Below are 13733 nucleotides of genomic sequence, written 5' to 3'. Positions count from 1 at the left end.
ATTTAATTTAAGAAATTCGTAATTGTATGTATTGTAAACGCTATTCATAATCATCAACTTCTTTTTTCTCTTTCTCATACTGACGCGAACTGCATAAGTCATCATATTTATGCTTTTGTCTCCCACATTTAGGACATTTTAATTTCCGTTCGCAAGAACTGCAATATTCATCATATGGTAATTTAGTAAAACCACATTCAGGACAGGTTTCATCTTTAGTGTCGTTTTCAATTGTATTTCTGAAATTATAAGAATCAGAATAGCAATTTCCTCCATAATCCCCTAAAGTAACAGTATATCTATAGCCTCTATCATTTATACAACCTCCATTATTCCAATGAATTACAGTCAAATCACCATCCTCTACTTCAACCTCTAATTCGTAAGAACTTCTTGTCCCTGTATTAGGATTATAATACGCTATGGTAGCACAATAATTACCATCAGGATATTCTCCTTTTATCTTCTTATAAATCCCCTTATCCGAAGTTTACCGAGCATTTTGCCGATGGCACGACCAAAGAAATCACCCAAGAAATCCCTTTTGAAATCCCTAAAAACTGGGCGTGGTGCAGGTTGGGGGAGATTGGTCATTGGGCAGCAGGGTCTACTCCGAGTAGAAAAAAAACAGAGTACTATAATAAAGGAAGTATTCCTTGGTTGAAAACAGGAGATCTAAATGATGGTTATATCAATAATACAGCAGAATTTATTACAGATTTTGCACTTCAAAAATGTTCCTTACGATTAAATCCTATAGGTAGTGTGCTAATAGCAATGTATGGTGCTACAATAGGAAAATTAGGTATTTTAAATATTGAGGCTACGACTAATCAAGCCTGTTGTGCATGCGTACCTTATTTAGGAGTTAATAATAAATTTTTGTTTTTTTATTTATATACTCAAAAACGAATACTTCAAGAAAAAGCAGAAGGAGGAGCTCAGCCTAATATATCAAAAGAAAAATTATGTAATTTTCTTTTCCCCCTCCCACCCCTCGCAGAACAGCAGCGTATTGTAGAGAAAATAGAAGAACTTTTGGTTTGGGTAGAGCAGTTGGAGCAAAACAAAACCGAGCTAAAAACCTACCTTCAACAAACCAAAGCCAAGGTATTAGACGAAGCCATACACGGCAAGTTGGTCCCTCAAAACCCTGATGATGAGCCTGCGTCGGTGCTATTGGAAAAAATCCGAAACGAGCAAAAAGCCATTGCACCTAAAAATAAAAAAACACTACATAATGAACATTATGGGGAGGAATCTTTCCCTATCCCTAAAAACTGGGCGTGGTGCCGGTTGGGGGAAGTTTGTAAATTTTTAAATGGCTATGCTTTTAATAGTAAGGATTATAATACACACGGCATTCCCTTAGTTAGAATTTCAAATATTCAAAATAATAAAATAGAACTAAAAGATGCTGTTTTTATAAATAGACCTATTGATGAAAAATTCACAATTAAAAAAGGAGATTTACTTATTGCTATGTCAGGTGCAACAACAGGAAAAATGGGGAATTATACCCTCGATGAAAATGCCTATTTAAATCAGCGAATTGGAAACATTCGGGTAAGGAATGAAAATGTATTATACCCAATATATCGCGATTATTTTATGCAGACCAAAAGCAATGAAATATTAAAAATGGCATATGGAGGTGCACAACCTAATATTAGTGGAGAAATAATCAATTCTATTTATTTCCCCCTCCCACCTCTCGAAGAACAAAAACGAATCGTTCAAAAAATTGAAAAAATATTTGCAGAATTAGAAATCATTGAAGAGCTCCTCGATGAAAATATGAATTGATGATTTTTCAGGGATCATCAATTCATATTAAAAAAATGTTACCAAGTAACCATCTCATCTACAATCTGTTGCTGTTCGCTGGCAGTTCTGCGGAGATAAATACGCGTGGTTTCTATGCTCTCGTGCCCCATAAGATCGGCAAGAAATGCAATATCATTACATTTTTCTAAGAAATTTTTAGCAAAACGATGCCGAAACGAATGCGGATAAACCACCTTGGGATTAAGTCCGTATTTATATGCAAAATGCTTGAGTTGCTGGGCAATGCCCCGCGTTGTGATGGTATTTCCAAATTTATTCAGAAAAATATATCCTGAGAAAATTCCCTTTTCTTTTAGCCATTTTTGAGCCTCATTTCGGAGTATTTTAGGAATGTATAACCTCCTAATTTTGCCTCCTTTGGTGTATAAATCCAAGTATCCTAAGGCGATATGCTCGGCTTTGATTTGGATAAGTTCGCTGATTCTCGCTCCTGTTGCCCCAAGAAACCACACGAGGAAATACCAGTCCTGATAGCCCTCTTTTTTAAGTTGTTCTTTTAGAAAAAGATAATCGGCGTGACTGATGACATTTTCTAAAAAATTCTTCTGCTGTACCTTTACGAATTTTAGTTTTAAATGGTCTTTTCGTTGAAAATCTAAAAATTTATTCAAAGCCTGTAACCGTAAATTAACAGTTTGTGGCTTAAAATGTTCCACCAAATAGCCTTTGTAGGCTTGCAGATTTTCTTTGTTGAGTTTTTGATAATTTTTTTGAAAATAATCAACGGTCCATAGATAAGAACTAATCGTGTTTTTTGAGAGTTCTTGTTTTTCCAAAAAGGTTCTAAACTGCTTGTACATATTCTATTATTTTTAAAAATGAATAGAAATATAATTAAGAACCGTCGCATTATTTTACTCTATTCCAAAATTTCTTCTATCAGCTCCAACTCCGAAAAAATACGCTCTATTTTTTCTACAATACGCCGCTGTTCTGCGAGGGGCGGCAAGAAAACAGGCAATTCTTTAAATAATTTCTTGTTTAAATGTGGAATGGCAGAGCCTGTTTTAGATTCTTTGAATAATTGTTGTTCTTTTTTTAGTATATAGAAAACATATTCTTGATTCATTTCCTTAGAAATATTTAATATTTTCAATGTACTCCCTTGATAACCATCTACTTCTGATTTAAAAATCTCTCCTGAATTTTCTCCGTCAACTAAGATAAGATGCGTATTTTTAGCAATAAATTTCCCTGAATTTTTAATTTTTCCAGCATCTTTTCCTCTTAAAAATTTCACATCCAAATAAGGCAATTCTGTATTTGATTTTTTATCACCATCGGATAACTGACAAATATTTTCCATCTGAATTTTTATCCATCCTTTTGGCAGTTCCTCCCCATAATGTTCATTATGTAGTGTTTTTTTATTTTTAGGTGCAATGGCTTTTTGCTCGTTTCGGATTTTTTCCAATAGCACCGACGCAGGCTCATCATCAGGGTTTTGAGGGACCAACTTGCCGTGTATGGCTTCGTCTAATACCTTGGCTTTGGTTTGTTGAAGGTAGGTTTTTAGCTCGGTTTTGTTTTGCTCCAACTGCTCTACCCAAACCAAAAGTTCTTCTATTTTCTCTACAATACGCTGCTGTTCTGCGAGGGGTGGGAGGGGGAAAAGAAAATTACATAATTTTTCTTTTGATATATTAGGCTGAGCTCCTCCTTCTGCTTTTTCTTGAAGTATTCGTTTTTGAGTATATAAATAAAAAAACAAAAATTTATTATTAACTCCTAAATAAGGTACGCATGCACAACAGGCTTGATTAGTCGTAGCCTCAATATTTAAAATACCTAATTTTCCTATTGTAGCACCATACATTGCTATTAGCACACTACCTATAGGATTTAATCGTAAGGAACATTTTTGAAGTGCAAAATCTGTAATAAATTCTGCTGTATTATTGATATAACCATCATTTAGATCTCCTGTTTTCAACCAAGGAATACTTCCTTTATTATAGTACTCTGTTTTTTTTCTACTCGGAGTAGACCCTGCTGCCCAATGACCAATCTCCCCCAACCTGCACCACGCCCAGTTTTTAGGGATTTCAAAAGGGATTTCTTGGGTGATTTCTTTGGTCGTGCCATCGGCAAAATGCTCGGTAAACTTCGGATAAGGGGATTTATCCGTACCCTCCTCTCGGGTAATATACGATGTTTTCTTGTCTTTCTTTATCTTTTTCTCCTTGATGAGAGTTTCCTTCTCGGCACGGATTTTTTCCAATAGCACCGATGCGGGCTCTTCATCTGGATTTTGGGGAACTAATTGCCCTCGTATGGCAAGATCTAATATCTTTTGTCTCAGTTGTTTGGTATTCATTCTACTTGGTCAATTTATCAAAATCGGCAGTGTTTTTTATGCCAAAAAAGGTGTTTTTTTACGATTTCAGGTAGGTTGTTTAGCTTTGAGGTGCCTCAAAAATGGCTTTTAACTTCTCTACCGCCTCCATAATGTTGGTGGCTTTTTCTTCTATGTTTTCCAACAACTCATCGAGGGGAATATCTTCGGTTTCTTCGCCTTGCTTTATCCAAGTAATATCAAGGCTGGTTTTGTCTCTCGCCATAATTTCGTCGATGGTGTATTTTCGCCAACGCCCTTTCGGATTTTCTTCGGAATAGGTTTCTTTCCGCTGGCTTCTATCATCCCCGCAATAGTTTTGGATAAATTCTTCAAAATGCTCGTATTTCAGCGGATTGGTTTTGCCAAAATTGGGCATATTGCTTCGCAAATCATAAAACCAAACCTCTTGGGTATTATTTTTTTCGGTTTTTCCTTTGGTGAAGAATAAAACATTGGTTTTCACACCCTGAGCATAAAAAATTCCTGTCGGCAGCCGCAAAATAGTATGCAGATTGCATTTGTTCATCAGGTCTTTGCGGATATTTTCGCCCTCGCCATCTACAAAGAGAACATTATCGGGCAATACCACGCCAGCACGCCCATTGGTGTTGAGGCTTCGGTAGATATGTTGCAAAAAATTGAGCTGCTTATTAGAGGTTGAGAAAGTCAAATCATCACGCGTTGCCCGCTCGCCGCCTTTCTTGGTACCAAAGGGTGGATTGGTTAGCACCACATCAAAGCCCATCATATTTTTTCCTTCCGAAGAGAGGGTATCGCCTAATTTTATATGACCTTTAATATCGTGGAGCATCGCATTCATCAGTGCCAAGCGGTGGGTTTCGTGCACGAGCTCTCCGCCTGTAAAGGCTTCATTGATTTGGAATTCTTGTTCTTTTTCCGAGAGGTCAAACAGGTCATCGGTTTGGTTTTTAATGTGTCGATCGGCAGCAATCATAAAGCCAAAAGTACCGCAAGCAGGGTCGTTACAGCGTTCGCCAGCCTGAGGATTGATCAGCTCCGTCATCACATCAATCAGCACCCGAGGGGTAAAATATTGCCCTGCCCCTGATTTTTTCTCACTGGCATTCTTCTCCAAAAGCCCTTCGTACAAATTGCCCAAACCTTCTTCTTTGGCAGAATACCAATCCAACTCATCGATAGTTTTGATGATTCTTTCTAAATTCCGAGGCTCCTCGATATTGGTTTGTGCCCCAGCGTAAATCTCTCGCACCCGCCCAGTACAGCGTTCGCCCAAATGCTCCAAAAGTTCTTTATAAAACTTTTTGAGGGCAATGCCGTCTTTGGTAACCAACTGATCCCAACGGTATTCTTCTGGAATTTCGGCTTCGGTGGTGGTTTCTTTTGCCATTTTTAAGAACAAAATATAGGTCAGTTCCGTTACATATTGATGGTAGGTGATGCCGTCATCTCTCAATACATTACACAATTGCCACAATTTTGATACTATTTCTTGGTTATTCATTTCCTATTTTTTTGGATATTTTATTATATATAATTGATTTTTTTATGCGGTTTCGAATAGATAAGTTTTCAACTCATCAATAATGCTATTTAACTGATTTTTAAATGCTTTATTGATTTTTTCAAAACCTCCTTTGTTTTTAAAAGCGCCTACCTCAAAACTCTCACGGTCGATAAATTGTTCTTTTCTCAAATGCTTCTCAATCAGGTCTAACCAGCGTTCTTCTATTTTGCTAAACTGATGATTTTCTTTGAGTTTGGCAAATGCATTTTCCAGCCGTGTGCTATAATCCACCAAAGTGCTGCCCAAAGCCATCGTGCGAACCAATCCAATAATATCCGTGATAATCTCCACATTTTTAACCTGATTCCACGCTTTATTGACCTCATTGATGCGATACCCTGCGTTGTCCAATTCCATATGTAGTTTTTTCAATTCGGTGCGGGTCAGGTCTTTGGGGCGCGTGCAAAGCACGGTGAGTGCCGCTATTTTATTTTGATTTTCGGTGATAAAGGTTTTAAATTCTTCGATATAATCCGCTGGGCGTTCTGCCATTTTTCCATAGCCTTCAAAGCGTTCTGACACTCGGTCGGGCTTATCGCTAATCACTTTATAATGAGAAATTCTACGCTTGGGTGAGGAATGAAATAGATGCTGAATCGGCTCGCTATGTTCTTGCACAAAGGTTTTGATATGCTCCGCTGGCAAGCTTTTCAATTCTTTGATAAACTCCTGTACATCAACTCCTTGCGTGATATTTAGAAAATATTCTTTATCTTCATCAATGATATTTTTGGCACGCCTTTGCAGCCTTCCTACCAACTGATTGACATATTTTTTGAGCGTATCCTCATCTTTGGCACGCTGTATTCCTGTTTGAAGATCTTCCAAACTCATGGTAGGATTGACCACCACAGGTTTCATATCCGTTACATCAATAATGCTTTCAAAAACGCCGACAGGGTCATAAATATCAAAGCTTTCCTTGCCTATTCTTGGGCATAAACGCGTGGCTCTCCCCAGCATTTGCATAAACAAAATCCTTGATTTTACCCGTCGTAAAAATACCAAAGTGGTGATGGTTTCTACATCAATTCCTGTGGTTAATAAATCTACGGTTACCACAATATTAGGGTATTTTTCGTTTTTAAACTCCTTGATGGCTTGTGCCACTCGGTTTTTATCGCCAATGCTACCCGTGATTTTCTTAATCGCCTCGTGGTCTACGCCTTGCTCGGCATAAATTTCTTTGAGGATTTTTACAATCAAATCAGCGTGGTTATCATCAACCGCAAAAATCAGCGTTTTACCATCTCCCTCAGGGTCAATATGTTGCGCAATATCCTCAAGCACCACTCGATTAAAACTCTCTACGATGACTTTTTTGTTAAATTGGTCTATATCAAAATCCAGTTCATCTTCAAGCTCAGAAAAATCAATAATTTCATTTTTTTCGGCATCAAAAACCTGAATGGTTTCGCCTTTTTTATAATGAATGCCCTCTTCGCTCAATTCCGTCCGGATTTGTTTAGGGATATTATAATCCACCAAATAACCGTCTAACACCGCCTCTCTGTAAGAATATTCAAACACGGCTTTCCCAAAAATTTCGGAAGTATGCAGGGCAGGCGTTGCCGTTACGGCTATTTTTACAGCGTCAAAATACTCTATCACCATTCGGTATTTACTGATGAAATCTTCTTGATTGCGAAACTCCAGCTCATCGTCATCCACCTCTCTATCAAGGGTATAGCCTCTGTGTGCTTCATCTATAATCACCAAATCATAATCCGAAACCAGCGGAGGATTGCCGTCCTCATTATACAACAAACGCTTGACCATCGCCTGCACAGTGCTCATATGGATTTTGGTTTCTCTATCGATGGTTTTGTCTTCTAACTTCTTGATATTGTAAATGTTATTAAGCGTTTGCAGCTCTTCTATTTTTACTTCTTTAAAAACATCGTGGGCTTGTGTTCCCAGTGAATTTCGATCAACCAAAAAGAGAATTCTTTTGAAGCGTTTAGTTTTCAAAAAACGATAAATCATCGCTAAAATAGTGCGGGTTTTCCCTGTTCCCGTTGCCATTGATACCAAAATGGATTGCTTGCCCTTAAAAAGGCTTTGCTCCACCGCTTCCACCGCTTTTATTTGGTACTCACGGAGGTTCAATCCGTCCTTATCTCGCAGCAAATCATAGGAAGTTTCCGAGAGTTCTCGGTTGGCTTTTTCAATGTCTTTTTCCAAATCTTCTAACAACCCTTGCGGACTTTTCCAATGCTGCAACGCCTTCGGAATATTATCGCTCTGGCGGGTATCCAAAAACCAAATGCCAGACTTGGTTTCCAATTGTTTGAGGTATTTTCGTCCATTGGTAGCAAAAACAAAAGGCACCTGATAGGCTCCCCAATTTTGGATCACATAGTCGGAATGCTCTGGTTTTATGCTGGTTGCATAGTCTTTACACTGATTTACGATAATGCCAGAAACATCTTTGCTCTCGGATTTGGCTTCCACAATGCCCACCAATTTTAACCCTGCAAAAAGGGCATAATCGGCTCTTCCCTTCTCGGTAGGAAACTCTGCAATGGCTAAATTTCTTCCTTTCTGTGGGCGAGTGCCTTTGGAATATTTCAAAAGTTCGGAGTCGGCTTCCCAACCTGCTTCCTGCAACTGACTATCAATAATTTTTCGGGTTTCGGCTTCGGAGAGGGTTAGTTCCCCAGCATAGCGCCGAGATTGGCTCACGCGTTCTTTCTGCTTGGAAATAAATGCTTTAGACTGACTTTCCTCTATATAATCTTTCTGTTTTTGAAGCTGAAGTACGGCTTTTTGCAAGGCTTTAATTTCCTGCTCTTGGGCTTCCTTTTCCTGCTTCAGCACATCGATAGAAAGGGTATTTTTCTCAGGCAACACAAATGCCGAATGCCCCTGCGTGCCCTCTCCATACGACAGTGCAAACCAGCGTGCCAACTTATAAGCCATTCGGAGCAGTGTTTCTGCCGTTTCCGCCGAAGCATACACCGAATGCACAGCATCATTCCCTTTGAGGCGTAACTGATGCAACATATCAGCAATGATGGGCTCTATCATCCCTTCCCTTCTCAGCGTATTGATTTTATTGGCTTGGTGCGACTCCATAGGCAACGGAATATGTTCTATTTGGTAAATCTCATTGACCATCATCTCACTGAACTGTCGCAATTTGAACATACAAGTATTCGGATCTGAATACAAATATTTCTCCGATAAATTTGCTATTTGATAAAGAAGAGCATAGTCTTTTTCCAAAAAGATAAAATTAGAAGCCATAATCGTCATTTTTTATTTCTTCATCTTCTATATTATGAGAAGTATATGCGAAAATACTGTTTTTTTTAATTTCTATAGCAGGAATTTTGGAGTTTTTTTGAGTGAGCAGCGATATTTTAGATCGTTTATTTCTAATTTTTTTATTCCTCATAACCTCCCCTCAAAAAAATCACTTCCCGATGCAGAAATTCGAAAAGATATTGCCCAAAAGTTCGTCGTTGGTGATTTCGCCAGTGATTTCGCCGAAATGGTAGAGAGCTTCGCGAATGTCTATCGCCAGTAAATCGCCAGTGATGCCCAAGTTAAGCCCCTCTTGAACTTGCTGCATCGCTTGTTGGGCTTTCAGGAGAGCGTCGTAGTGGCGGGCGTTGGTTACGATGGCATCATTGCTTTTGAGAACACCCGTGTTGACGAACTTTAAGAGCTGATTTTTAAGCACTTCCACGCCTTGTTTTTCTTTGGCTGAGAGCAAAATCAAGTCTGAAATGTGGCTTTGAAGTTCGTGCTGTTCTTCCGTCGAAAGCAAATCCATTTTGTTGGCGATGACCACCAGAGGTTTATGCGGAAACTGCTCTCGGATTTTAGCGATTTCCAACTGTATTCCCGCTACCGAAAGTTGCTGATTTTGAACCCGTTTCACATCAAAAAGATAGACCACAATCTGTGCCTGCTGCATCTTCTCAAAGGTCTTTTTGATGCCCAGTTCCTCGATGGTGTCGGTGGTCTCACGAATGCCCGCCGTATCGATAAAACGGAAGCCCACGCCGCCGATGGCAATCTCGTCCTCGATGGTGTCTCGCGTGGTGCCCGCAATGTCGCTCACAATGGCTCGCTCCTCGTTCAGCAGGGCGTTCAGAAGGGTCGATTTGCCCACATTGGGCTCGCCGACAATAGCCACGGGAATGCCGTTTTTCAGCACATTGCCCACCGCAAAAGAGTCGATGAGGCGGTTGAGCGCCTTCTGAATCCGTGCCACCAATGCCAAAAACTGCGAGCGGTCGGCAAACTCCACATCTTCCTCCGCAAAATCCAGTTCCAGCTCGATGAGGGAGGCAAAATTGAGCAATTCCGTCCGCAGCTCCTGAATTTCGTTGGTAAAACCGCCTCGCATCTGTTGCATCGCCAGTTGGTGGCTCGCTTCGTTGTCGCTGGCAATGAGGTCGGCAACGGCTTCGGCTTGGCTCAAATCCATTTTTCCGTTGATGAACGCCCGCAGCGTAAACTCCCCAGCCTGTGCCATTCGGCAGCCTTGGCGAAGCAATAAATTGATGATTTCCTGCTGAATATACGGGCTTCCGTGGCACGAAATTTCCACCGTAGGTTCGCCCGTGTACGAACGATTGCCGTGGAACACACTCACCAAAGCCTCATCAATCAGGCGATTTTGGTCTTTGATCCACCCCAACTGCACCGAATGCGATGCCTGCCGACTGAGTTTCACTCGGTTTTTTGCCTCAAAAATAGGTTCCACAAGGGCAACCGCCTCCTTCCCCGAAACGCGAATAACGGCAATCGCCCCCGCTCCTGGCGCCGTAGCAAGGGCTACTATGGTGTCGTGAGTTTTCATTTTAATCTCGTTATAAAGTGTAGCCAAAGCCAAGGCGACAGAAGTCATCTTGGCTTTGATAAAATATTAAAAATCAGTTATTTAAATTGGTTTCACGATTTGTAAAAACCATTCTTTTACCTCGCCTGATAGATGTGGCGCTAATGAAGTTTCGCACCAACGGTGGTAATCATTTAGCCACTCGCGCTCTACATCGGTCAGTAAATTCGGGTTGAGGGCTGCCGTATCAAATGGGCATATGGTCAAGGTTTCAAAATCGTAAAAAGTTCCGAATGGCGTTCGCTCTACTTCCTTCACGGCAATAAGATTTTCGTGGCGGATACCATACGCATTTTCAAGGTAAAACCCTGGTTCATTGGAACATACCATCCCTGGCAATAATTCCTGAGGGTTCATATCTTTGCGGATATTCTGAGGACCTTCGTGAACATTCATAAAACTACCCACGCCGTGTCCCGTACCATGGGCATAATCTTTACCTTTTTGCCAAAGTGGAAGCCGTGCGATGGCATCTAAATGAACCCCGCGCGTTCCCTTCGGAAATTTAACCATAGAAAGTTGTATCATCCCCTTTAAAACCAGCGTACAATCATCTTTAAACTCCTGAGAAACCTCGCCCAGCGCCACAGTACGCGTGATGTCCGTGGTTCCTTCCAAATATTGACCTCCTGAATCGATGAGGATGCTGCCTTCCGCCAAAACCTCTTTGCAAGTGTCTGCCTTAGCGGAATAATGGACAATAGCACCATTGCCTAAATAACCGATGATGCTTCCAAAGCTTTCTCCGACAAAATTTTCGCCCTCAGCACGGAAAGATTTTAATTTTTTGCCAATAGAATATTCCGTCATTGGCTCTCGCCCTACATTGTGTTTCAGCCAGTGGAGAAATTTAACCATCGCTACGCCATCTCTCACCATCACCGTGCGGAATCCTTCTAATTCTGTAGCGTTCTTTTGGGCTTTCATCAGGTTGCCAGGTGCGGCAGAAAGCTGAATTGCATTGCCTTCTAAAGCCTTGAAAATAGACTGATTAGACTGTGGCGAGATGAGGATATTTTCGTTTTTAAAATGCTGAAGATAGTGGAAAAATTCTTCGTAAGGCATCATTTTCACATTCGCTTCATCCAGTTGTTTTCTGGCTTCTACGCTGAGTTTTTCTAAGTCTACAAAGAGGACATTTTCATTTTTAGTGAGGACAATATAGCCCACAAATACAGGGTTACAATTGACATCGCTTCCTCTTAAATTGAGAGTCCACGCCACATCATCTAAACTGCTGATGATATGTACAGAGGCGCCTTTTTCCTCCATTTTTTGATGAATGGCAGCCAATTTATCCTCCACCGACTGCCCTGCCCATTTTAATGGATGGACAAAAATCTCGTTTTTAGATGGCGCTGGTCTGTCCGTCCAAATTTCTTTGAGAAGCGGTGCATCTACCAGCTGAATCTGCTTGCTCGCTAAGGCTTGTTCTAAAGCTTCCCATTGGGCGTGCGCCGTTGCCAGAGCATTAACAGCCACTTTACCTCCGTTTGGCACCTCAGATTTTATCCAATCAATATAATGAGGCGTGCCCTCTACGCCGTCTTTCATCAGCACGATGCCTGAGCCTTCCAACTCCTGTGGTGCCTGCACAAAATAACGCCCATCTGTCCACAAAGCGGCTTTATTTTCAGTAATTACCACAAAGCCCGCAGAGCCCGTAAACCCTGATAACCAAGCTCTTTCCTCCCATTCTTTGGGTAAATATTCACTCATATGAGGGTCTGCAGAAAAGACGATAAATGTAGAGATATTTTGCTCTTTCATCTTGCCACGCAATGCGGCTATTTTCTCTAAAACTGTCATTTTTTAAAATTTTAAGATGGTAAATTTAAGAAAATTTAAAATAAGGTTCAAATAATTTGAGGCAAAATTTACCTTGATTTTCTAAAAGTAGCGAACTTCATTTTTTAGAAAGGTAGTCGCTCCCAAGCCATTGTTGCCGCCCATAAGAACACAATAAGCGAAGTAGCTTTAACCCACCACGAACGCGGGATTTTCAGCCCTTTAATCATTACCACATCTATGAGAATAATGATGGCTACGGCTGCCAGCTGCCCCAATTCTAACCCAATATTAAAGCCTAAAAGTGGAATTCCTATGCTCTGTTCTTGTGCCAGCATCATCCGCACTGTGTTGGCAAAACCCATTCCGTGGATAAAGCCAAAACTTAGCGCTAATAAATAGTTGAACCACATCCGCCGTCCACCTTGATTTTTAAAAATAATATTGTCTAAAGCAGTCAGCATAATGGTGCAGGGAATCAGAAATTCCACCCACGCACTTGACAACCTCACCACATCTAAAACACTCAAAACCAGTGTTAAAGAATGTCCTATGGTAAAAGCGGTCACCAAAATCAAAAGCGACTTAAAATCCTTAATGGTATAAACGATGACCAGCGCCCAGATAAACAATTGATGGTCCAGAGCATCGGTGCTGATAATGTGCTCCCAACCTAATTGAAGGTAAAATAGAAAATCTGACATTCTTTGAATTTTTACTCTGCGATTATACAAAATTATTTTTACATTTGTATCATCGGTAAGATGGAATTTCAGTGCATTTTATTACCTTTCAAATAAAATTACAATATGTTAAAAAATCAGCTTCAATATTGCATTATTCTTATTTTTATTCTAATTCATCAATTGGCATTCGGTGCTGATAAACATCCGTACCATGTAGGGTCTATGGATATAAAATATAATGCTAAAACCGAACGATTTGAGATGATTGGTAAGTTTTTCATCGATGATTTAGAGGCAGCAGTCAATGCAGAATCTGCAAAGAGTATTCACTTTTTAGAACCTCAACAACAATCTAAAACTAAGGAGATTTTAGAGCAATATTTTAGAAATCATTTCAAAATAAAAGTCAATCAAAAGGTGATTTCGTACAGTTTTCTCGGCTATGAGGAGAAAAGCGAAGCCGTGCTCATTTATATGGAAACCGAGCCTATAAAAACGCCCCAGAAAGTGGAAATTGCTCTAAGTGCTATCTACAACCTCTACGATGACCAAAGCCATATTGTCCATATTACGGTCAACGGAAAAAGGCAGAGCAAAAAAATAGATTATCCGCAACGGTATCTTTATCAAATATTTTAAATAAAAAAGCATTCTCATTCAATTTTTGAGAAT

9 protein-coding genes are annotated in these 13733 nt (G+C 40.1%); 2 read left to right on the top strand and 7 right to left on the bottom strand.

Annotated features, from left to right (window positions below; genetic code table 11):
- Positions 1-450: 450 nt before the first annotated feature.
- Positions 451-1806, top strand: a complete 1356-nt coding sequence (locus NYR17_RS04970; RefSeq protein ID WP_367997965.1) for a restriction endonuclease subunit S — start codon at positions 451-453, stop codon at positions 1804-1806.
- A gap of 38 nt (positions 1807-1844) precedes the next feature.
- Here NYR17_RS04970 and NYR17_RS04965 read toward each other — a convergent pair whose 3' ends face one another.
- The 7 genes from NYR17_RS04965 to NYR17_RS04935 form a co-directional block, all read right to left on the bottom strand.
- The gene (locus tag NYR17_RS04965) at positions 1845-2648 is read right to left on the bottom strand and encodes a tyrosine-type recombinase/integrase (RefSeq protein WP_302504637.1); all 804 of its coding nucleotides are present in this window, start codon (positions 2646-2648) and stop codon (positions 1845-1847) included.
- 59 nt (positions 2649-2707) lie between these two features.
- Positions 2708-4165, bottom strand: a complete 1458-nt coding sequence (locus tag NYR17_RS04960) for a restriction endonuclease subunit S (RefSeq protein WP_302504636.1) — start codon at positions 4163-4165, stop codon at positions 2708-2710.
- A 79-nt stretch (positions 4166-4244) separates the two neighbouring features.
- Positions 4245-5669: an N-6 DNA methylase gene (locus NYR17_RS04955; RefSeq protein ID WP_302504635.1), complete on the bottom strand. Its 1425-nt coding sequence runs from the start codon at positions 5667-5669 to the stop codon at positions 4245-4247.
- Positions 5670-5711: 42 nt separating this feature from the next.
- Positions 5712-8981, bottom strand: a complete 3270-nt coding sequence (gene hsdR / locus NYR17_RS04950; RefSeq protein WP_302504634.1) for a type I restriction-modification system endonuclease — start codon at positions 8979-8981, stop codon at positions 5712-5714.
- 169 nt (positions 8982-9150) lie between these two features.
- On the bottom strand, positions 9151-10548 hold the full coding sequence (gene mnmE, locus NYR17_RS04945) for a tRNA uridine-5-carboxymethylaminomethyl(34) synthesis GTPase MnmE (RefSeq protein WP_302504633.1): 1398 nt from the start codon (positions 10546-10548) through the stop codon (positions 9151-9153).
- An 81-nt stretch (positions 10549-10629) separates the two neighbouring features.
- Positions 10630-12396, bottom strand: coding sequence for an aminopeptidase P family protein (locus NYR17_RS04940; RefSeq protein ID WP_302504632.1), 1767 nt, complete (start codon positions 12394-12396; stop codon positions 10630-10632).
- Positions 12397-12500: 104 nt separating this feature from the next.
- Complete coding sequence (locus NYR17_RS04935) at positions 12501-13079, bottom strand: HupE/UreJ family protein (protein WP_302506954.1); 579 nt, start codon at positions 13077-13079, stop codon at positions 12501-12503.
- Between the two features lie 105 nt (positions 13080-13184).
- Here NYR17_RS04935 and NYR17_RS04930 point away from each other — a divergent pair, with 105 nt between their 5' ends.
- Entirely contained in the window at positions 13185-13700 is a 516-nt protein-coding gene (locus tag NYR17_RS04930) for a DUF6702 family protein (protein ID WP_302506952.1), read from the top strand.
- Positions 13701-13733 lie beyond the last annotated feature (33 nt).

The sequence above is a fragment of the Riemerella columbina genome, from assembly GCF_030517065.1.
GTDB lineage: Bacteria > Bacteroidota > Bacteroidia > Flavobacteriales > Weeksellaceae > Riemerella > Riemerella columbina_A.
This window is presented reverse-complemented; position numbering and strand designations above follow the sequence as displayed.

Excerpts from the sequence above, each read along its gene's own strand:
- NYR17_RS04940 (WP_302504632.1), bottom strand. The coding sequence starts at position 12,396 with ATGACAGTTTTAGAGAAAATAGCCGCATTGCGTGGCAAGATGAAAGAG.
- NYR17_RS04960 (WP_302504636.1), bottom strand. The coding sequence starts at position 4,165 with ATGAATACCAAACAACTGAGACAAAAGATATTAGATCTTGCCATACGA.
- NYR17_RS04930 (WP_302506952.1), top strand. The coding sequence starts at position 13,185 with ATGTTAAAAAATCAGCTTCAATATTGCATTATTCTTATTTTTATTCTA.
- mnmE (WP_302504633.1), bottom strand. The coding sequence starts at position 10,548 with ATGAAAACTCACGACACCATAGTAGCCCTTGCTACGGCGCCAGGAGCG.
- hsdR (WP_302504634.1), bottom strand. The coding sequence starts at position 8,981 with ATGGCTTCTAATTTTATCTTTTTGGAAAAAGACTATGCTCTTCTTTAT.
- NYR17_RS04955 (WP_302504635.1), bottom strand. The coding sequence starts at position 5,669 with ATGAATAACCAAGAAATAGTATCAAAATTGTGGCAATTGTGTAATGTA.
- NYR17_RS04965 (WP_302504637.1), bottom strand. The coding sequence starts at position 2,648 with ATGTACAAGCAGTTTAGAACCTTTTTGGAAAAACAAGAACTCTCAAAA.
- NYR17_RS04935 (WP_302506954.1), bottom strand. The coding sequence starts at position 13,079 with ATGTCAGATTTTCTATTTTACCTTCAATTAGGTTGGGAGCACATTATC.